The organism is Enterobacter sp. RHBSTW-00975, assembly GCF_013615235.1.
Taxonomy (GTDB): Bacteria; Pseudomonadota; Gammaproteobacteria; order Enterobacterales; family Enterobacteriaceae; genus Enterobacter; species Enterobacter ludwigii.
On sequence record NZ_CP055883.1, the window covers coordinates 4,388,801 to 4,408,745 of the forward strand.

17 protein-coding genes are annotated in these 19,945 nt (G+C 56.2%); 12 read left to right on the plus strand and 5 right to left on the minus strand.

What is annotated here, in order from left to right:
* Positions 1-13 precede the first annotated feature (13 nt).
* Positions 14-2,566, plus strand: a complete 2,553-nt coding sequence (gene mrcA, locus HV340_RS21325; protein WP_020884575.1) for a peptidoglycan glycosyltransferase/peptidoglycan DD-transpeptidase MrcA — start codon at positions 14-16, stop codon at positions 2,564-2,566.
* Between the two features lie 72 nt (positions 2,567-2,638).
* On the opposite strand, the gene nudE is transcribed toward mrcA, so the two are convergent.
* Positions 2,639-3,199 carry an ADP compounds hydrolase NudE gene (nudE, locus tag HV340_RS21330; RefSeq protein ID WP_014171956.1) on the minus strand — a complete coding sequence of 187 codons (561 nt, stop codon included), beginning with the start codon at positions 3,197-3,199 and terminating at the stop codon, positions 2,639-2,641.
* 326 nt (positions 3,200-3,525) lie between these two features.
* On the opposite strand from nudE, the gene HV340_RS21335 reads away from it, so the two are divergent.
* From HV340_RS21335 to pckA, 5 genes are all read left to right on the plus strand, one after another.
* On the plus strand, positions 3,526-5,661 hold the full coding sequence (locus tag HV340_RS21335) for an intracellular growth attenuator family protein (RefSeq protein WP_032679110.1): 2,136 nt from the start codon (positions 3,526-3,528) through the stop codon (positions 5,659-5,661).
* 67 nt (positions 5,662-5,728) lie between these two features.
* Entirely contained in the window at positions 5,729-6,412 is a 684-nt protein-coding gene (gene yrfG / locus HV340_RS21340; RefSeq protein WP_025202858.1) for a GMP/IMP nucleotidase, read from the plus strand.
* On the plus strand, positions 6,409-6,810 hold the full coding sequence (gene hslR / locus HV340_RS21345; RefSeq protein ID WP_020884572.1) for a ribosome-associated heat shock protein Hsp15: 402 nt from the start codon (positions 6,409-6,411) through the stop codon (positions 6,808-6,810). Before yrfG ends, hslR begins: the two co-directional genes overlap by 4 nt.
* A 24-nt stretch (positions 6,811-6,834) precedes the next feature.
* The gene (gene hslO, locus HV340_RS21350; RefSeq protein WP_014171960.1) at positions 6,835-7,713 is read left to right on the plus strand and encodes an Hsp33 family molecular chaperone HslO; all 879 of its coding nucleotides are present in this window, start codon (positions 6,835-6,837) and stop codon (positions 7,711-7,713) included.
* 353 nt (positions 7,714-8,066) lie between these two features.
* A complete protein-coding gene (pckA, locus tag HV340_RS21355) occupies positions 8,067-9,686 on the plus strand; it encodes a phosphoenolpyruvate carboxykinase (ATP) (RefSeq protein WP_014171961.1) in 1,620 nt (539 codons plus the stop codon).
* Between the two features lie 47 nt (positions 9,687-9,733).
* Here pckA and envZ read toward each other — a convergent pair whose 3' ends face one another.
* Together envZ and ompR are read right to left on the minus strand one after the other, a co-directional pair.
* The gene (gene envZ / locus HV340_RS21360; RefSeq protein ID WP_014171962.1) at positions 9,734-11,080 is read right to left on the minus strand and encodes a two-component system sensor histidine kinase EnvZ; all 1,347 of its coding nucleotides are present in this window, start codon (positions 11,078-11,080) and stop codon (positions 9,734-9,736) included.
* The gene (gene ompR / locus HV340_RS21365; protein WP_006177890.1) at positions 11,077-11,796 is read right to left on the minus strand and encodes a two-component system response regulator OmpR; all 720 of its coding nucleotides are present in this window, start codon (positions 11,794-11,796) and stop codon (positions 11,077-11,079) included. The genes envZ and ompR overlap by 4 nt, the downstream gene beginning before the upstream one ends.
* 232 nt (positions 11,797-12,028) lie before the next feature.
* On the opposite strand from ompR, the gene greB reads away from it, so the two are divergent.
* The 5 genes from greB (at position 12,029) to feoC (ending at position 18,040) form a co-directional block, all read left to right on the plus strand.
* The gene (greB, locus tag HV340_RS21370) at positions 12,029-12,502 is read left to right on the plus strand and encodes a transcription elongation factor GreB (protein WP_014171964.1); all 474 of its coding nucleotides are present in this window, start codon (positions 12,029-12,031) and stop codon (positions 12,500-12,502) included.
* 88 nt (positions 12,503-12,590) lie between these two features.
* Entirely contained in the window at positions 12,591-14,921 is a 2,331-nt protein-coding gene (locus tag HV340_RS21375; protein ID WP_059305706.1) for a Tex family protein, read from the plus strand.
* Between the two features lie 292 nt (positions 14,922-15,213).
* The gene (feoA, locus tag HV340_RS21380; protein WP_020884570.1) at positions 15,214-15,441 is read left to right on the plus strand and encodes a ferrous iron transporter A; all 228 of its coding nucleotides are present in this window, start codon (positions 15,214-15,216) and stop codon (positions 15,439-15,441) included.
* A gap of 30 nt (positions 15,442-15,471) precedes the next feature.
* A complete protein-coding gene (gene feoB, locus HV340_RS21385; RefSeq protein ID WP_059305705.1) occupies positions 15,472-17,790 on the plus strand; it encodes a Fe(2+) transporter permease subunit FeoB in 2,319 nt (772 codons plus the stop codon).
* 10 nt (positions 17,791-17,800) lie between these two features.
* Positions 17,801-18,040, plus strand: a complete 240-nt coding sequence (feoC, locus tag HV340_RS21390; protein ID WP_014171968.1) for a [Fe-S]-dependent transcriptional repressor FeoC — start codon at positions 17,801-17,803, stop codon at positions 18,038-18,040.
* A 30-nt stretch (positions 18,041-18,070) separates the two neighbouring features.
* Here the strand turns inward: feoC and HV340_RS21395 are convergent, their stop codons facing one another.
* Both HV340_RS21395 and bioH read right to left on the minus strand, forming a co-directional pair.
* Positions 18,071-18,340 (minus strand): YdgH/BhsA/McbA-like domain containing protein, encoded by a 270-nt coding sequence (locus HV340_RS21395; RefSeq protein ID WP_025202855.1) that lies wholly within the window; start codon positions 18,338-18,340, stop codon positions 18,071-18,073.
* A gap of 111 nt (positions 18,341-18,451) precedes the next feature.
* Entirely contained in the window at positions 18,452-19,225 is a 774-nt protein-coding gene (gene bioH, locus HV340_RS21400; protein WP_050737692.1) for a pimeloyl-ACP methyl ester esterase BioH, read from the minus strand.
* Positions 19,226-19,261: 36 nt separating this feature from the next.
* Between bioH and gntX the strand changes: the two genes are divergently transcribed.
* Entirely contained in the window at positions 19,262-19,945 is a 684-nt protein-coding gene (gntX, locus tag HV340_RS21405; protein WP_020884567.1) for a DNA utilization protein GntX, read from the plus strand.

A 19,945-nucleotide genomic window follows, 5' to 3' on the forward strand; every position in this document is an offset into this window, starting at 1 on the left:
TGGGAAATCTCCGGTGAAGTTCGTAAAGTATTTATTAATCCTTGCAGTCTGTTGCATTCTGCTGGGAGCAGGCTCGATTTATGGTTTGTACAAATATATTGAGCCGCAGCTGCCTGATGTCGCTACGCTTCGCGATGTGCGACTCCAGATCCCGATGCAGGTCTACAGCGCCGATGGCGAGTTAATGGCGCAGTACGGCGAAAAGCGTCGTATCCCGCTGACCTTAAATCAAATTCCGCCCGTGATGGTCAAAGCCTTTATCGCTACCGAGGACAGCCGTTTTTACGAGCACCACGGTGTCGATCCGGTGGGGATTTTCCGTGCTGCAAGTATTGCGCTGTTCTCCGGTCATGCCTCTCAGGGGGCAAGTACCATTACACAGCAGCTGGCGCGTAACTTCTTCCTTAGCCCAGAAAAGACCCTGACCCGTAAGATCAAAGAGGTGTTCCTTGCGATCCGTATTGAGCAGTTGTTGAGCAAAGACGAGATCCTTGAGCTGTACCTCAATAAAATCTACCTCGGCTACCGCGCCTACGGTGTTGGTGCGGCCGCGCAGGTGTACTTTGGTAAACCTGTCGAGCAGCTGACGTTAAGCGAAATGGCGACCATTGCCGGTCTGCCTAAAGCGCCATCGACCTTCAACCCGCTCTACTCGCTTGAACGCGCTACGGCGCGTCGTAACGTCGTCCTGTCACGTATGCTGAGCGAAGGCTATATCAGCCAGAGCGAGTACGAACAGGCGCGCAACGATGTCATCGATGCCAACTACCATGCGCCGGAGATTGCCTTCTCTGCCCCTTATCTCACCGAAATGGTGCGTCAGGAGATGGTGAGCCGCTACGGCGATAAAGCCTACGAAGATGGCTACCGCGTTTACACCACCGTGACCCGCAACGTTCAGCAGGCGGCTCAGGAAGCGGTGCGTAACAACGTGATGGATTACGACATGCGCCACGGTTATCGCGGCCCGTCAAATGTGCTGTGGAAAGTCGGCGAAAGCGCCTGGGACAGTAAAAAAATCACCAGTACGCTGAAAGCGCTGCCCACCTATGGCCCGCTCCTTCCTGCCGTGGTGACTCAGGCCGATCCACAGGAAGCAGTGGCAACGCTGGCGGATGGAACGTCTGTCTCCCTGCGTATGGACGGGATCCGTTGGGCTCGCCCGTACCGCTCAGACACCCTGCAAGGCCCGACGCCGCGTAAAGTGACGGATGTCGTCCAGACCGGACAGCAAATCTGGGTACGCAAGGTGGGCGACAGCTGGTGGCTGGCGCAGGTGCCAGACGTTAACTCGGCCCTGGTGTCTATCAATCCGCAGAACGGTGCCGTGCTGGCCCTGGTCGGTGGGTTCGATTTCAACCAGAGCAAATTTAACCGCGCCACCCAGGCGTTGCGTCAGGTTGGCTCTAACATCAAGCCGTTCCTCTACACCGCAGCCATGGATAAGGGACTGACCCTCGCCAGTATCCTGAACGACGTGCCTATCTCCCGCTGGGATGCCGGTGCCGGTTCTGACTGGCAGCCGAAGAACTCACCGGCGGAATATTCAGGCCCTATTCGTCTTCGTCAGGGTCTTGGGCAGTCGAAAAACGTGGTGATGGTGCGCGCAATGCGTGCGATGGGTGTCGACTATGCCGCGGAATATCTGCAACGCTTCGGTTTCCCGGCTCAGAACATCGTGCGCACCGAATCGCTGGCGTTAGGCTCTGCGTCCTTTACGCCGCTTCAGGTGGCGCGGGGGTACTCGGTGATGGCTAACGGCGGCTTCCTGATTGACCCGTACTTCATCAGTAAAATCGAGAACGACCAGGGTGGCGTGCTGTTTGAAGCGAAGCCGAAAATTGCCTGCCCTGACTGCGATATTCCGGTCATTTACGGCAATACGCCAAAATCTGAAGTGATTGAAAACAAGGACATGGAAGACGTTGCCGTGTCTCAGGAGCAGACGAACCCTGTGTTGCCGCAGCCGCAGCTGGAACAGGCTAACCAGTCGCTGGTGGCGCAGAGCGGGGCGCAAGAGTATGCACCGCATGTCATCAACACGCCGCTGTCGTTCCTGATAAAGAGCGCACTGAACACCAACATCTTCGGCGAACCTGGCTGGCAAGGGACCGGCTGGCGGGCAGGACGTGATTTACAGCGCCATGATATCGGCGGTAAAACGGGAACAACAAACAGCTCGAAAGATGCGTGGTTTTCCGGTTACGGCCCGGGCGTGGTGACGTCAGTCTGGATCGGTTTTGACGATCATCGCCGTGATTTAGGCCGCACCACGGCTTCAGGCGCGATTAAAGATCAGATTTCTGGCTACGAAGGCGGCGCGAAGAGTGCGCAACCGGCCTGGGATGCCTATATGAAATCCGTGCTGGAAGGCGTTCCGGAGCAACCGCTGACGCCACCACCGGGCGTGGTTACCGTCAATATCGACCGCAGCACCGGGCAGCTCGCCAATGGCGGCAATAGCCGTGCAGAGTATTTCATCGAGGGCACGCAGCCGACCACACAGGCGGTGCATGAGGTGGGTACAGAAATCATTGATAACGGCGAAACGCACGAGTTGTTCTAACGGGCAACGTAAAAACGGCAACCTCAGGTTGCCGTTTTTTTTGTTCTCTCACACGTTGTGGACATCAGGCTGTTATAACCGCCCTTGCCCCTTCAGCCATTCGCGTACCAGGAACAGCGCGCTCACGTTGCGGGCCTCGTTAAAGTCAGGGTCTTCGAGCAGGTCCATCATATGGGCCAGCGGCCAGCGAACCTGTGGCAGTGGCTCCGGCTCGTCCCCTTCCAGCGATTCTGGATAGAGATCCTCAGCAACCACAATGTTCATTTTGCTGGAAAAATAGGAGGGTGCCATGCTCAGTTTTTTCAGGAACGTCAGTTCGTTCGCGCCAAAACCGACCTCTTCTTTCAGCTCGCGATTGGCCGCCTCAAAGACCGTTTCACCCGGATCGATGAGCCCTTTCGAGAACCCAAGTTCGTAAGATTCGGTTCCCACGGCATACTCGCGGATTAAGATCAGATGGTCGTCGACGACAGGAACAATCATCACCGCTTCGCGCGAAGAAGGGCGCATACGTTCGTAAACGCGACGCACACCGTTGCTGAACTCCAGATCCACACTTTCGACATTAAACAGGCGCGATTTTGCGACTGTTTCAACATTCAGAATGGTGGGTTTTTGTAGTGGTTTGCTCATCGTGATGGGGTCTTAGCAGTGGGAACTGGCTTTATTGTGCGATACGCCGCACGGTTTCGGCAATGTCAATTGTTCTGTATTTACATTTATGCAACGTAACAGGAATCAATCCTCAATTCAAAACAAATGTCAAGAGGTTGAAATGTTTCCAGGAATTTGCTGATATCGCGCCATAACAGGCTTTGCTATCATCATCGGTCACTGGGATGCGCTTCAGAATGCTCAAGTTCGACTCCATACTTGCCGATAGCCAACCACAGACTCTCATTCAATGTTAAAGGTGCTACTGACTACACCTGTAAGAAGATAAGTAAGATGGGGAAAGCATGAGCACCATTTTGATTGTTCTCGCTGCTATGCTGGCCGGCGCATTGGTTGCAGGGTGGGTATACAGGCGTCGCGTAAGGCGTCGTTACCGGCTGCCCTTTTTAAACGCCTTTGCCGGTGCGACGACGCGTAAACTGACGCAAGAAGAGCGCGATGCAGTAGAAAACTATCTCGAAACACTGAACCGTTCTCAGTTAACACCTGGGCCGACGGGGGCAACTGCTGCGCCGGTGGCGCTCAAGTTAAATGCGCAAAGTGACACAGTGCTCAGTGTGACGCGCTCCATCACCCGCTATGGCATCACCACAGACGATCCCAATAAATGGCGCTATTACCTGGATTCGGTTGAAGTGCATTTGCCCCCGTCCTGGGAGCAGTACATTAATGACGAAAACAGCGTAGAGCTGATCCATACCGATTCGTTGCCGCTGGTTATCTCACTCAACGGCCATACGTTGAATGAATATCTTCAGGAAGCCCCGCGTTTTGCGCTGGAACGCGCAAGCTCAACGCAGGCCTCCATTCGTGGCGAAGAGACAGAGCAGATCGAGCTGCTGAACATTCGCCAGGAGACGCATGAAGAGTACGCCCTGAGCCGCCCTGACGGGATTCGCGAAGCGATTCTGATCGTGGCCGCGTTCCTGCTCTTTTTCATCTGCCTGCTGACGCCGGATGTGTTTGTCCCCTGGCTGGCTGGCGGTGCGGTGCTGTTGCTGGCAGCCGGGCTGTGGGGGCTCTTTGCCCCGCCGGCAAAAACCTCGCTACGTGAGATCCACTGCCTGCGCGGTACTCCTAAGCGCTGGGGTCTGTTCGGTGAGAGTGACCAGGAGCACCTCAATAATATCTCGCTCGGTATTATCGATCTTATCTACCCGCGCCACTGGCAGCCGTGGATTGCCCAGGATTTAGGGCAGAAAACCGATATCGATATCTACCTTGACCGCCATGTGGTGCGCCAGGGGCGCTTTTTATCCCTGCATGATGAAGTAAAAAATTTCCCGCTTCAGCACTGGTTACGCAGTGCGGTCATTGCCGGGGGGGCAGCACTGGTCTTTATCATGCTTCTGCTGTTTGTCCCGCTGGATATGCCCATTAAATTTACCCTGTCATGGATAAAAGGGGCGCAAACCATTGAGGCAACCAGCGTCAACCAACTGGACGAGGCTGGCGTGCGGGTCGGTGATACGCTGCGCCTGAAGGGCACCGGGATGTGTAACATTCATACGCCTGGCGCATGGAATACGCGTCAGAGCTCGCCGTTCATGCCGTTCGATTGCTCGCAAATTATCTGGAATGATGCGCCGCCGCTGCCGCTGCCTGAATCTGAGGTTGTTAATAAAGCCACGTCGCTTACCCAGACGGTCAACCGCCAGCTGCACCCGAAACCCGATGACGACTCACGCGTGAGCCCTGCCCTGCGCTCGGCCATTCAGAAATCGGGGATGGTGCTTCTGGACGACTTTGGTGACATCGTCCTGAAAACACAGGATTTGTGTTCCGCTCAGGACGAATGCGTACGTCTCAAAAACGCCCTTGTAAACCTGGGTAACAGTAAAGACTGGGATTCGCTGGTGAAACGCGCGGAAGCGGGCCGGCTGGATGGCGTTAACGTGCTGCTGCGTCCGGTCAGCGCCGAGTCGCTGGATAATCTGGTCGCCACGTCAACCGCACCCTTCGTGATGCGCGAAACCACCCGCGCGGCGCAGGCGCTGAACAGCCCGGCACCGGGCGGCTTTGTGATCGTCAGTGATGAAGGGAGCGACCTGGTCGATCAGCCATACCCGCAGGTCGCACTTTATGACTACCCGGCTCAGGAACAGTGGGGCCAGTTCCAGCGCCTGGCGCAGATGCTGATGCAGACGCCGTTTAGCGCTGAAGGGATTGTGACGAGTATCTTTACCGATGCCAACGGCACGCGCCACATCGGCCTGCACCGCATGCCGGACAGCGCAGGCCTGTGGCGCTACATCGGCACCTCGCTGCTGATGATTGCGATGCTGGTATGCATTTGCTGGAACGGTTTTATGGCGCTGCGTCGCTATCAGCGCTCACGCACCAGGCTTGCCGACATCCAGCAGTATTACGAAAATTGCCTTAACCCTAAGCTGATCCCCTCCTCTGAGAGCCTGATCTGATAACGTCGATGCGCGACAAGATGTGCTACCCTGTCGCGCACGTTTCTTCAGGCTGGAGTTCCCCCTTATGCATCTTGATATCGCCTGGCAGGAGGTTGATACCGTTCTGCTGGATATGGACGGCACGCTGCTCGATCTCGCCTTTGATAACTATTTCTGGCAAAAGCTGGTTCCGGAAACCTATGGTGAACAGCAGGGGATCTCCCCGGCAGAAGCGCAGGAATTCATTCGTTCGCAATATAGCGCGGTGCAGCATACGCTAAACTGGTACTGTCTTGACTACTGGAGCGAGCGCCTCGGTTTGGATATTTGTGCCATGACCACCGCCCAGGGCCCGCGCGCCGTACTGCGTGAGGATACCGTGCCTTTTCTGGATGCGCTGAAAGCGAGCGGCAAGCGCCGTATCTTGCTGACCAACGCCCATCCTCACAATCTGGCCGTGAAGCTGGAGCATACGGGTCTTGCTTCGCACCTTGATTTATTACTTTCCACCCACACATTTGGTTATCCGAAAGAGGATCAGCGGTTGTGGCATGCGGTGGCGGAAGAGACCGGTTTGCAGCCGGAACGCACGCTGTTTATTGATGACAGCGAGCCTATTCTGGATTCCGCGGCCAGGTTTGGCATTCGCTATTGTCTGGGCGTTACCAACCCTGACTCAGGCCTGGCTGAAAAAAGCTATCTGCGCCATCCGGGGCTGAACGACTATCGCCAGATGATCCCCTCACTGACCGTGAAGGAGAGGCCATGAAAGAAAAACCCTCTGAAGGGGTAAGACTGGATAAATGGCTGTGGGCGGCCCGTTTTTATAAAACGCGCGCCCTTGCCCGCGACATGATCGACGGCGGTAAAGTGCATTACAACGGCCAGCGCAGCAAACCGAGCAAGCTGGTCGAACTGAATGCCACCTTAACGCTGCGTCAGGGCAACGATGAACGTACCGTGGTGATTAAAGCCATTACTGAACAACGACGGCCCGCAACCGAAGCCGTCCTGCTGTATGAAGAGACGGCTGAGAGCATTGAAAAACGCGAGAAGACCGCGCTGGCGCGCAAAATGAATGCGCTGACAATGCCCCACCCGGACCGGCGTCCGGATAAAAAAGAGCGCCGCGATCTGATGAAATTTAAACACGGTGAGACCGAGTAACCCTCACCTGCACGAGAGACTATTATGGCCCAACACGACCAATTACACCGCTATCTGTTTGAACAATTCGCCGTGCGCGGCGAGCTGGTCACCGTATCCGAAACCTGGAAACAGATTCTGGAAAACCACAACTACCCGCTGCCGGTGAAAACCCTGTTGGGCGAACTGCTGGTTGCCACCAGCCTGCTGACTGCCACCCTGAAATTTGCCGGGGATATCACCGTGCAGTTGCAGGGTGATGGCCCTATGACCCTGGCGGTCATCAACGGTAATAACCAGCAGCAGATGCGTGGCGTGGCGCGCGTACAGGGCGATGTTCCTGAAAACGCGGACCTGAAAACGCTGGTGGGTAATGGCTATCTGGTCATCACCATCTCCCCGGAGGAAGGTGAGCGCTATCAGGGCGTGGTTGGCCTCGAAGGCGATACACTGGCGGCCTGCCTGGAAGATTACTTCATGCGTTCTGAACAGCTGCCGACGCGTCTGTTCATCCGAACCGGTGAAGTAGACGGTCAGCCTGCTGCTGGCGGTATGCTGCTGCAGGTTCTGCCTGCGCAGGACGCGCAGACCAACGACTTCGAGCACCTCGCGACTCTGACGGAAACCGTCAAAGCAGAAGAGCTGTTCACCCTGTCGGCGACCGATGTCCTGTGGCGTCTTTATCACGAAGAAGAAGTGACGGTTTACGACCCACAGTCGGTGGAATTTAAGTGCACCTGTTCACGTGAACGCTGCGCTGGCGCGCTGAAGACCCTGCCGGATGAAGAGATCGACAGCATCATGGCGGAAGACGGCGAAATCGATATGCACTGTGACTACTGCGGTACGCACTACGTGTTCAATTCGATGGATATTGCTGAGATCCGCAACAACGCCTCCCCGGCGGATCCTCAGGTCCACTAAGCAAAGCCTGCCCTCACCTTGCCCTCTCCCTTTTGCGAGAGGGCAAAGTGCAAAAAAGCCTTCTCTGGCTGAATCGTTTTTAACACTGTAACTCTTACGTAATTTTCTTACGTGTATGCGATTACATTCACATTCCTTCCGATAAAATCACCAGCCATTAACCTTTTCGGAACATTTTCCCCAACCAAAAAGCGATTCCTGCGATAATCCGCCTGCCCTGTGACTGGAGTCGCAGCGTTTTCCGTTAGTAAGGGTTTTGTCCAGATGCGTAAATCTATGAGCCCCGTCGCGGTTAACAACCTCACAAAAACCCTACAATTTCAGACAGTACATATTGGCTAAGGAGCAGTGATATGCGTGTTACTGGTTTAACCCCGCAAGATCTCAAGGCTTATGGTATTCACGACGTCCAGGAAATCGTCTACAACCCCGATTACGATACGCTGTATCAGGAAGAGCTCAATCCAGCACTGGAAGGATACGAGCGAGGTGTGTTGACTAACCTTGGTGCTATCGCCGTCGATACCGGTATCTTTACCGGTCGTTCGCCGAAAGATAAATACATCGTCCGAGACGAGACCACCCGCGACACGCTGTGGTGGGCTGATAAAGGCAAAGGGAAGAACGATAACAAACCGCTCTCTCCGGAAACCTGGCAGCATCTGAAAGGGCTCGTTACCCATCAACTTTCCGGTAAGCGTCTGTTCATCGTTGATGCTTTCTGCGGCGCTAACGCCGATACCCGCCTTTCCGTGCGGTTTATCACTGAAGTGGCCTGGCAGGCGCATTTCGTGAAAAACATGTTTATTCGTCCTGACGACAAAGAGCTGCAGGATTTCACCCCTGACTTCATCGTGATGAACGGGGCGAAATGCACGAACCCACAGTGGAAAGAGCAGGGTCTTAACTCCGAAAACTTCATCGCCTTTAACCTGACCGAGCGTATTCAGCTGATCGGCGGTACCTGGTACGGCGGCGAAATGAAGAAAGGGATGTTCTCGGTGATGAACTACCTGCTGCCGCTGCGCGGTATCGCCTCCATGCACTGTTCGGCAAACGTCGGTGAAAAAGGGGATGTGGCGGTGTTCTTCGGCCTGTCCGGCACCGGTAAAACCACCCTTTCTACCGATCCGAAACGTCGTCTGATTGGCGATGACGAGCACGGCTGGGATGATGACGGCGTGTTTAACTTCGAGGGGGGCTGCTACGCGAAGACCATTCGCCTGTCTGAAGAAGCGGAGCCAGATATCTTCCATGCCATCCGCCGCGATGCGCTGCTGGAAAACGTCACCGTGCGTGCCGATGGAACGATCGACTTCGACGATGCTTCGAAAACCGAAAACACCCGCGTGTCTTACCCTATCTACCACATCGACAACATCGTGAAGCCGGTGTCAAAAGCGGGCCACGCGACGAAGGTGATTTTCCTGACGGCAGATGCGTTCGGCGTGTTGCCTCCGGTGTCCCGCCTGACCGCCAGCCAGACGCAGTACCACTTCCTGTCTGGTTTTACCGCCAAACTGGCCGGTACCGAGCGCGGCGTGACGGAGCCAACGCCAACCTTCTCCGCCTGCTTCGGCGCAGCGTTCCTGTCGCTGCACCCGACGCAGTACGCGGAAGTGCTGGTCAAACGCATGCAGGCGTCCGGTGCACAGGCGTACCTGGTGAATACCGGCTGGAACGGCACCGGCAAACGTATCTCCATCAAAGATACCCGCGCCATTATCGACGCCATTCTGGATGGTTCACTCGATAACGCCGAAACCTTCACGCTGCCGATGTTTGATCTGGCAATCCCGACGGCGCTGCCGGGCGTAGAGACCCGTATTCTCGACCCACGCAATACCTACGGTTCACCGGAGCAGTGGCGTGAGAAAGCAGAATCGCTGGCGAAACTGTTTATTGAGAACTTCGAGAAGTATACCGATACCCCGGCAGGTGAAGCGCTGGTGAGTGCGGGTCCGAAGCTGTAACAGCTGACACGACCTGCAAAAAAAAGGGTGGCTTTTGCCACCCTTTTTTAACTCTCTCTCACCTGCCCGCGCGTCACCGGTACCGGTAACCATGCGCGAATGCTTAAACCACCCCGCTCACTGGTCCCAATCTCCAGCAAGCCGTTATGGTTATCCACAATACGCTGCACAATCGCCAGGCCTAAGCCGGTTCCGCTGGTACTGCGCGCGCTATCGCCCCGCACAAACGGCTGGAACAGATGCTTACGCTGCTCTGGCTTAATGCCCGGACCGTCATCTTCGACCTGGAACCAGGCGCGGTTGAGCTCAGACCCGCTGCTGACTTTAATCCAGCCATTGCCATAACGGGCCGCGTTAACCACCATATTGGCCACTGCACGTTTAATGGAAAGCGGGTGCATCCGCACCTGAATTTCACCGGCCTGCAGGTCGGTATCGATTTCCCGCTCGTAGCCGCTTTCCGCCGCGACCACTTCACCGAGTACCGCATTCAGATCGGCCATCTCCATCGGCATCTCCTGCCCGGTACGCAGGTAGTCAATGAACTGCTCGATGATGGCGTTACACTCTTCGATGTCCTTGTTAATGGACTCCGCAAGATAACCATCCTCTTCGCCCATCATTTCCGTCGCCAGACGGATACGCGTGAGCGGCGTGCGCAGGTCATGGCTCACGCCCGCCATCAGCAGCGTACGGTCGTCTGCCAGCTGCTTCACGCCGGCCGCCATATGGTTAAAGGCCCGCGTCACGGAACGCACTTCTGAGGCGCCGTACTCACGCAGTGGCGGAGGAATAATCCCTTTACCGACCTGCAGCGCAGCGTGCTCCAGGTCGACCAGCGGTCGGTTCTGTATACGAATAAACAGCCACGCGCCGCCTATCGCCAGCAGCATAATGGCAAGGGTGTAACGGAACAGCGGTGAGAAGTCACCCTGATGAATTTCGGTCAGCGGGACGCGCACCCAGATATTGGGTGACAGCCAGGTTTTCAGCCAGACGACCGGTGAGCTTTTGTTGACCTCAACGCGCACTTCCGTCGGGCCACCTAACTGCTGCGCCATCTGCTGGCTGAGGAACTCATAATGCTGCGCCCAGCGCAGGCCAGCGTCTTCTGCCGCTTCGTTGGAGTAAAGCGAAATACCCAGCTCACGGTAGATTTCACGGCGAAACGCCGGGGGAACAACTAACTGCGTGCCGTCCTCCAGTTGCAGTTTATCGGTCATCAGCATACGCACTTCGTATGCCAGAACCTTATTGAACTGCTGGAGGCTCGGCAGGATCGCAAAGTTCAGCACCACCAGATAGGTTGTCACCAGGCTGACGAACAGCAGGGTGACAATCAGTAACAGCGTACGGGCAAATGAGCTTCGCGGAGAGAAGCGCATTCGCCTCATGCTTTAGCGCCGTCCGGGACAAACACGTAGCCCAGACCCCATACGGTCTGAATATAACGAGGATGCGCCGGATCTTCTTCCACCATGCGGCGCAGACGGGAGATCTGCACGTCAATGGAACGTTCCATTGCGGAGTATTCACGGCCGCGCGCCAGGTTCATCAGCTTGTCACGTGAAAGCGGCTCACGCGGGTGGCTGACCAGCGCTTTCAGCACCGCGAACTCACCGCTGGTGAGCGGCATAGGTTCATCTTCACGGAACATCTCACGGGTACCGAGATTGAGCTTGAACTTACCAAACGCAATCACCGCTTCTTCCTGCGACGGTGCGCCAGGCAGTTCGTTCGCCTGACGGCGCAGCACGGCGCGAATACGGGCCAGCAGTTCACGCGGGTTGAACGGTTTTGGAATGTAGTCGTCAGCGCCGATTTCCAGACCAACGATGCGGTCAACCTCTTCCCCTTTCGCCGTCACCATGATGATCGGCATAGGGTTGCTCTGGCTACGCAGACGGCGGCAAATGGAAAGCCCGTCTTCACCAGGCAGCATCAGGTCGAGTACCATAAGATGGAATGATTCGCGGGTCAGCAGACGGTCCATCTGCTCAGCGTTGGCCACGCTACGAACCTGGAAGCCCTGCTCGGTCAGATAACGCTCAAGCAGCGCACGCAGGCGCATGTCGTCATCCACGACCAGAATTTTGTAGTTCTCTTGCATTGTGTGTACTCCCAAAGGTTCGGATAGTCTAATAACAGCGTATTCTAAAAAAGTGCACGTGTTCGACCAGCTAATTCTGGTATAAATTCTAGTCGAAATTGTTACAAAGCATATTTAACAGCAGCTTATCTGCACATTTCATCACATAAATCATTATTAACGTTGTCTGTTAGACTACGTGATACGTAATGTGCGCAAAGAATGCAATGATGTCGAGTCTTAAGGTCACCCCATGAAAACGCCCCTGATCACCCGCGAAGGGTATGAGAAACTCAAAAAAGAGATGGATTACCTGTGGCGCGAAGAGCGTCCTGAAGTGACCAAGAAAGTGACCTGGGCCGCAAGCCTGGGCGATCGCAGTGAAAATGCTGACTACCAGTACAACAAAAAACGGTTACGTGAAATCGACCGCCGGGTCCGCTATCTGACCAAATGCCTTGAGAACCTCAAAATAGTCGATTACTCCCCACAGCAGGAAGGCAAAGTGTTTTTCGGCGCGTGGGTCGAGATTGAGAACGACGATGGCGACACCCTGCGTTTTCGTATCGTCGGCTATGACGAAATTTTTGGTCGTAAGGATTACATCTCTATCGACTCACCAATGGCCCGTGCGCTGCTGAAAAAGGAAGTGGGCGATTTGGCCGTTGTTCAGACCCCTGGCGGCGAAGCCAGCTGGTACGTCAACGAAATTACGTACGTTAAATAGTCCGAGAGCGCCCTCCGCGGCTGGCATTTTGCCGTGTCAGCCCGTATAACTATCCCCTGATTTTTTCGACTCAACAGATGATAAAGCCATGATGAAAGATTCGCTCTGCCGCATTATTGCGGGTGAACTTCAGGCCAGAGCCGAACAGGTAGAAGCTGCCGTTCGCCTGCTTGATGAAGGGAACACCGTGCCGTTTATTGCACGTTATCGTAAGGAAGTCACCGGCGGTCTGGATGACACGCAGCTGCGTAACCTGGAGACCCGTCTCGGGTACCTGCGCGAACTGGAAGACCGTCGTCAGGCGATCCTCAAATCCATCGGCGAACAGGGAAAACTGACCAGCGAGCTGGAAACCGCAATCAACGGCACCCTGAGCAAAACCGAACTCGAAGACCTTTATCTGCCGTACAAACCGAAGCGCCGTACCCGTGGACAGATTGCCATTGAGGCAGGCCTGGAGCCGCTGGCCGAACTGCTGTGGAACGAACCGTCCCACGACCCGGAAACCGAAGCCGCGAAGTTTATCGATGCCGATAAAGGGGTTGCAGACACCAAAGCCGCACTCGACGGCGCGCGCTACATTCTGATGGAGCGCTTCTCTGAAGATGCCGCCCTGCTCGCGAAAGTGCGTGACTATCTGTGGAAAAACGCCCACATCGTCTCTACCGTGGTCAGCGGGAAAGAGGAAGAAGGCGCCAAGTTCCGCGATTATTTTGATCATCACGAACCCATCTCTACCACCCCTTCACACCGCGCGCTGGCGATGTTCCGCGGCCGCAACGAAGGCGTGCTCCAGCTCTCCCTGAATGCCGACCCACAGTTTGACGAGCCACCAAAAGAGAGCCACTGCGAGCAGATCATTATCGACCACCTCGGCCTTTGCCTGAACAACGCGCCGGCAGACAGCTGGCGCAAAGGCGTGGTGAGCTGGACGTGGCGCATCAAGGTGCTGATGCACCTCGAAACCGAACTGATGGGCACCGTGCGTGAACGCGCCGAAGACGAAGCAATCAACGTCTTCGCCCGTAACCTGCACGACCTGCTGATGGCCGCACCTGCCGGCCTGCGCGCCACCATGGGTCTCGATCCGGGTCTGCGTACCGGCGTAAAAGTGGCCGTGGTTGACGGTACCGGCAAGCTGGTGGCTACCGACACCATTTATCCGCATACCGGCCAGGCGGCGAAGGCTGCCGTCGTGGTTGCGGCGCTGTGCGAGAAATACAACGTGGAGCTGGTAGCCATCGGCAACGGTACGGCCTCCCGTGAAACCGAGCGTTTCTACCTCGACGTGCAGAAACAGTTCCCGAAAGTCACCGCACAGAAAGTGATTGTCAGCGAGGCGGGCGCTTCCGTCTATTCAGCGTCTGAACTGGCCGCCCTGGAGTTCCCGGACCTGGACGTTTCCCTGCGCGGTGCAGTTTCTATCGCCCGTCGTCTGCAGGATCCGCTGGCGGAGCTGGTTAAGATCGACCCGAAATCCATCGGCGTCGGCCAGTATCAGCATGACGTGAGCCAGACTCAGCTGGCCCGTAAGCTGGATGCGGTCGTGGAAGACTGCGTAAACGCCGTCGGCGTTGACCTGAACACGGCCTCTGTTCCCCTGCTGACCCGCGTGGCGGGCTTAACCCGCATGATGGCGCAAAACATCGTTGCCTGGCGTGATGAAAACGGCCAGTTCCAGAACCGCCAGCAGTTGCTGAAGGTGAGCCGTCTGGGGCCAAAAGCGTTTGAGCAGTGCGCGGGCTTCCTGCGCATCAACCACGGCGATAACCCGCTGGATGCCTCAACCGTTCACCCGGAAGCGTACCCGGTAGTGGAACGCATTCTGGCCGCAACCCAGCAGGCGCTGAAAGACCTGATGGGCGACAGCAGCGCGCTGCGCAACCTGAAGGCGGTCGATTTTACCGACGAACAGTTCGGGGTGCCGACGGTCACGGACATCATCAAAGAGCTGGAAAAACCGGGCCGCGATCCGCGTCCTGAGTTTAAAACCGCGACCTTCGCCGACGGCGTTGAAACCATGAATGATCTGCTTCCGGGCATGGTACTCGAAGGGGCGGTCACTAACGTCACCAACTTTGGCGCGTTTGTCGATATCGGCGTGCACCAGGACGGTCTGGTCCACATCTCTTCCCTTGCCGATAAATTCGTTGAAGATCCGCATACCGTGGTCAAAGCGGGCGACATTGTGAAGGTGAAGGTGATGGAAGTGGATCTGCAGCGTAAGCGTATCGCCCTGACGATGCGTCTGGACGAGCAGCCAGGTGAAACCAACGCGCGCCGCGGCAGTAACGGCGGCGGACGCGAGCAGCAGCGCCCGGCCGCAAAAGCGGCGAAGCCACGCGGACGTGACGCCCAGCCTGCGGGCAACAGCGCCATGATGGATGCGCTGGCGGCAGCAATGGGTAAGAAACGCTAACCGCATAAAAAAGGCCCGGTGATGCGTCACTCACCGGGCCGTTATCCCGCCGAAATTAATTGTAAAATATGAAACCGGTTGTATATCTATATTTCAACTACCAGTGATCACACTATTAACAAATAAGTCTTTCCTCTCCCTGCCGCAGAATCAGTAAATATTGAGCAAGGTCAAACAGGCCGTAAATTAATACCGCAAACAACATTCCGTCACAGTTTTATTATTGCTGATAAAAACTATTCTCATTATCATCCCATAGTAGATATTTTAACCTCTCGTGGAATCAGGCATTATGCAATTCACTCCAGACAGTGCATGGAAAATTACCGGTTTTACCCACGAAATTAGCCCGGCCTATCGACAAAAGCTGCTGTCGCTGGGCATGCTGCCCGGCTCGTCATTTCAGGTCGTGCGCGTCGCCCCGTTAGGTGATCCGGTGCATATCGAAACCCGACGCGTAAATCTGGTATTGCGTAAAAAAGATCTCGCATTAATAGAAGTCGAAGCCTTATCCCGATAACAAGCCAGCGGTTTCAGTGAGTCCAGAAAAATGAAAAAATTAACTATTGGCTTAATTGGCAATCCTAATTCCGGCAAGACAACGCTATTTAACCAGCTCACGGGTGCGCGCCAGCGCGTCGGTAACTGGGCTGGCGTAACGGTTGAACGTAAAGAAGGCCTGTTCTCAACAACAGATCACCAGGTCACGCTGGTTGACCTGCCCGGCACGTACTCCTTAACCACGATCTCCTCGCAAACTTCGCTCGATGAGCAGATTGCCTGCCACTATATTCTTAGCGGCGACGCGGATCTGCTCATCAACGTGGTTGATGCCTCAAACCTTGAGCGTAACCTCTACCTGACGCTGCAGCTGCTGGAGCTGGGCATTCCCTGCATCGTGGCGCTCAACATGCTCGACATTGCAGAGAAACAGAAACTGCGTATCGACGTCGATGCCCTCTCCGCACGGCTGGGGTGCCCGGTCGTTCCGCTGGTGTCGACGCGCGCCCGCGGTATTGATGCCCTGAAACTGGCTATCGATCGCCACGCGGGAAATCGTAACGTTGAGCTGGTGCACTACGCCCAGCCACTTCTGCGCGAAGCGGATCTGCTGGCACAAGAGATGGACCAAAGCATGCCCGCGAAACAGCGCCTGTGGCTCGGCCTGCAAATGCTGGAAGGGGATATCTACAGCCGCGCCTATGCTGGTCATGCGGCAGATAAACTGGACGTGGTCCTCGCCCGTCTGAGCGACGAGCTGGATGATCCGGCCCTGCATATCGCTGATGCTCGCTATCAGGCCATCGCCGCGATTTGCGACGTGGTCAGTAACGCCCTGACGGCGGAACCGAGCCGCTTCACCGCGGCCGTAGATAAGGTTGTGCTTAACCGCTTCCTCGGTTTGCCGGTCTTCTTGCTGGTGATGTACCTGATGTTCTTGCTCGCCATTAACATTGGTGGCGCACTCCAGCCGATTTTCGATGCCGGTTCCGTTGCTATCTTTGTTCATGGCATTCAGTGGGTGGGTTACACCCTGCATTTCCCGGAATGGCTGACCATCTTCCTTGCCCAGGGGATTGGCGGTGGTATCAACACCGTACTGCCTCTGGTGCCGCAAATCGGCATGATGTATCTGTTCCTCTCCTTCCTTGAGGATTCCGGTTACATGGCGCGCGCCGCCTTCGTCATGGATCGCCTGATGCAGGCGCTCGGTCTGCCGGGCAAATCCTTCGTGCCGCTGATCGTGGGCTTCGGCTGTAACGTGCCCTCGGTTATGGGTGCCCGTACGCTGGATGCGCCGCGTGAACGTCTGATGACCATCATGATGGCACCGTTTATGTCCTGCGGTGCGCGACTGGCTATCTTCGCGGTCTTTGCCGCGGCCTTCTTTGGGCAGCAGGGGGCGCTGGCGGTCTTCTCGCTGTACGTGCTGGGTATCGTCATGGCCATTCTCACGGGGCTGATGCTGAAACACACCATCATGCGCGGCGAAGCGTCGCCGTTCGTTATGGAACTGCCGGTCTACCACGTCCCCCATCTTAAAAGCCTGGTGATCCAGACCTGGCAGCGCCTGAAAGGCTTCGTCCTGCGTGCCGGTAAAGTGATTGTTATCGTGAGTATTTTCCTGAGCGCGCTGAACAGCTTCACCCTGAGCGGACAGGCTGCGGATAACATCAACGACTCCGCCCTCGCCTCCGTCAGCCGCGTCATAACCCCGGTCTTCAAACCGATCGGCGTCCATGACGATAACTGGCAGGCGACCGTCGGTCTGTTCACCGGTGCGATGGCGAAAGAGGTGGTCGTCGGGACCCTGAATACGCTCTACACCGCGGAGAACATCCAGGAGCAAGCGTTCAATCCGGCAGAGTTTCATCTCGGTAACGAACTGCTGGGCGCCGTCGAAGAGACATGGCAGAGCCTGAAAGACACCTTTAGCCTGAGTGTGCTGGCGAACCCTATTGAGGCCAGTAAAGGTGACGGCGAAATGGCAACGGGTGCCATGGGCGTGATGAGCGAGAAATTTGGCAGCGCCTCTGCGGCCTACAGCTACCTCATCTTTGTTCTGCTCTATATTCCGTGCATCTCCGTCATGGGTGCGATTGCCCGCGAGTCCAGCCGTGGCTGGATGGGCTTCTCCATTCTGTGGGGGCTCAACATCGCGTACTCTCTGGCGACGCTCTTTTATCAGACCGTTAACTTTAGCCAGCATCCGCGGTATAGCCTGGTGTGCATCCTGGCGGTTGTGCTGTTTAACGTGCTCGTTCTCGGCCTGCTACGCCGGGCACGCAGCCGGGTTGATATCAACCTGCTGGCAAACCGCAAAACGGCTGCCACCTGCTGCAACAGCCCGGCGGGCGACTGTCACTAAGGGGTAAGCCATGGCATCGTTGATTCAGGTACGTGACCTGCTGGCGTTACAAGGGCGAATGGAGGCGAAACAGCTAAGCCTCACCCTGCATACGCCGCAGCCGATGATCGATGCCATGCTGGAAAGACTGGAAGCCATGGGAAAAGCGGTGCGTATTCAGGAAGAGGCGGAGGGCTGCCTGTCCGGCAGTTGTAAAAGCTGCCCGGAAGGAAAAGCCTGCCTCAGAGAGTGGTGGGCACTGCGCGCATAAAGCCGGGCATCGCTGCCCGGCATTATCGTATTACTTATAGACGTCCGCCGTTGCGCGCACGTTTTTGGTCTGTTTTTCTGCACTGGTGACGACGTAGTACTTCCCACCCAGCTCATCCGCTTTCTTAGACAGCTCTTTTTTGGCGTCCATCGGCGCGGTCGTGTCAGACGTAGAAATCTCACCAACTTTGGTCAGATTCATCCCGGCAACTTTATCTTTTTCCAGCTCTTGTGCCGCAAAGGCGCCAAATGAAAGTGACCCAATAACCAGAGAAGTGACGATACCTGTAACAAGTTTCATAGCCTGACTCTCCATAGGATTGTTGTTTTGATTATCGTAGGCAGAACAACCGCAACGACATCTGGAGTATGGTTGCGGTGTGAAACTTTTTCCAGGCTGGATAGAAAATAATCAGTCTAAACGTTGACTTAACGCAACGAGCGCTGAACAAAACTCCGCCGGATGAGAGATAAACGGCGCATGCGCGGCTTTATTTATCACCAGAGACTCACTTTGTGGCCAGAGTGAATCCAGCACTGGAACCACTTTGCGCGGCACCAGCCCGTCGAGGTAGCCGTAGATACGCAGGTGCGGCATCGCCAGCGCGGCCAGCGGCTCACGCAAATCGACGGTTTTGAGGATCTCAAGCCCCCCGTTAAGCACCTCAACGTCCGGCATCGGCAGGGAAAGCACGGTCTGCTTCAGCGCTCTGGCATCCTGACGCGCGGTGTCGGTTCCCATTGTCTGCAGGGCCAGGAAACGCTCAACGGTCCGCTGGAAGTCTTCGCTCAACTGTTTCTGGAACCCGGCCAGCACATCCGGTTTTATGCCCGGCCAGTCGTGCTTTGCACTGAAGCACGGTGACGAGGCTACCGTGACCAGCGCACGCACGCGCTCGGGATGGGTCAACGCAATCTGGCTCGCCACCAGCCCGCCCAGGCTCCAGCCCAGCCAGATGGCGTGTTGCGGCGCAGCGTCCAGCACCTGCTGCGCCATCTCCTCAACCGACATTGCCCCAAAGCCGCGGCTGCGGCCAAAGCCCGGTAAATCCACCAGATGCAGGGTAAATTGCGAGGCGAGTTCCCCGGTTATGCAATTCCATACTTCGGCATTCAGGCCCCATCCGTGCAGCAGCACAAGATGGCAATTTCCCGTCCCTACGGTCTGCCACCACAGCGTCTTCATCAGTTACTGTTCTCTTTTTTCACATGGAGGTTGCACATGTTAACAGTGCCTGGCTTGTGCTGGCTATGCCGGATGCCGCTTGCCCTCAGCGCATGGGGCGTCTGCTCCGTTTGCACCCGCTCGCTGAAAAGGCAGGCGATGACGTGTCCGCAGTGTGGGCTAAATGCCACCGGGCGAGACGTTCCCTGCGGCCGCTGCCTGAAAAAAGCGCCGCCGTGGTGTGCCCTGGTGGCTGTGGATGATTATGTTGCGCCGTTAAGCGGCCTTATTCATGCGCTGAAGTTTGCCGGCCAGAGTGTGCTGGCGCGTCCCCTCGCCCGCCTGTTACTGCTGGCCGTTTTACAGGCGCGACGCACCCGCGGCCTGCCGAACATCGACATGGTGGTTAACGTGCCTTTATACCGTCGCCGACACTGGCGACGCGGCTATAACCAAAGTGACCTGCTCTGCCGCCCGCTCGCCCGATGGCTCGGTTGCCGGTACGACGCCCGTGCGCTCAAACGCGTCCATAATACGGCCATCCAGCATCAGCTCACGGCCCGACTTCGCAAAAGGAACCTCAAAAATGCCTTTCGTCTTGAATTCCCGGTCAAAGGCCTCCATATCGCGATTGTGGATGATGTCGTCACCACAGGCAGTACCGTTGCTGAACTTTCCCGACTGCTTTTGCAAAGCGGCGCCGCGTCGGTTCAGGTATGGTGTCTGTGCCGTACCTTGTAG